The sequence below is a fragment of the Leptolyngbya sp. AN10 genome (assembly GCF_050565645.1).
Lineage (GTDB): Bacteria > Cyanobacteriota > Cyanobacteriia > Leptolyngbyales > Leptolyngbyaceae > Leptolyngbya.
This window is the reverse complement of record NZ_JBNXVP010000113.1, coordinates 1-973: the sequence shown is the minus strand read 5'-3', so window position 1 is coordinate 973 and position 973 is coordinate 1. Positions and strand designations below refer to the sequence as shown.

Sequence of the window (973 nt, the reverse complement as noted above, 5' to 3'; positions counted from 1 at the left end):
CTACCGTGTATACACATCTCGATTGAAACTCCATCCAGTAAAAAAGGAGTCAAACTGCTGTAGTCCACGCAGTATCGTTGCAATTCCTGGAGGACGCTGACTGCTGTAGCCCGTCCATCCACCTAAACGGGCAATGCACCAAGTTGCCCAGGCAAGCGACAGCGGCGGATGCGGATTTTGCTGTTTGCGAGTGCGTCCTTGTAAGGTCGGTGCAATCTGAACTAAACACTGCTGTTGGTCAGGGGAGAAGACAACAGCAGCAGGCTGGGTAGCATCGTTCCGTCCTTCCACCAGTTGGAGAACCCGTATGGCAGCCGATAATGCTAGAACACAGAGCGATTGAATCGCTTGCCCAGATTCAAGTTGCGTGGCTTCAAGATCCAGTCCTGGTTGCTTGAGAATGGCAAATAATTGTTCAATGCGCCACCGCCATCGATACCATTGCAGGATTTGCAAGGCTTGTTCTAGGGTTTCGACGCTGTGAGTCGTCAGCAAACACCAATGTAACGGTTCCACGCCAGTGGGAGGACTGACTTCTTGAGCATCGACCACAAACAGCGGCACTGAGGCAGGATACCCGTCCCCGCTCAGTCGCTTCGGTCGCCCGATGCTGACTCGACCATAACGGACACTCATGAATGCTTCTCTGGCTTGCCGTTTCAATCGCTTGTCTTCGGGCACAACGACCGCATAGTTTCCCTGTACAGGTTGGTGTGCCACAAAGACCGAAAGCTTCTCATCAGTGCCCACGAGGGTTCGGTCTTGTCCGACGCGCACTAATAACTGCGCTCCCAACTGCGGCACATCAAACCATTCTTCGTAGATGTCTGCTTCTCGGTCGCCGATGTAGGTCACTTGCGTCGCTCCCCCTGCCTCGAAATGCGGCTGGCTACTCACCGCAGATTTGATCCATTTGTACGACTCTTTGGCTTCAATCGGCAGTTGCTTGTAGCGTCGTTCGGTTTTATCCAGC

The 973-nt window shown here is 53.2% G+C and carries 1 protein-coding gene; it reads right to left on the bottom strand.

Going from position 1 to position 973, the window contains the following annotated elements; all coding sequences use genetic code 11:
- On the bottom strand, window positions 1–973 hold a 973-nt coding region (locus ACQ4M5_RS41790), incomplete at its 5' end, for an IS4 family transposase (protein ID WP_430681698.1).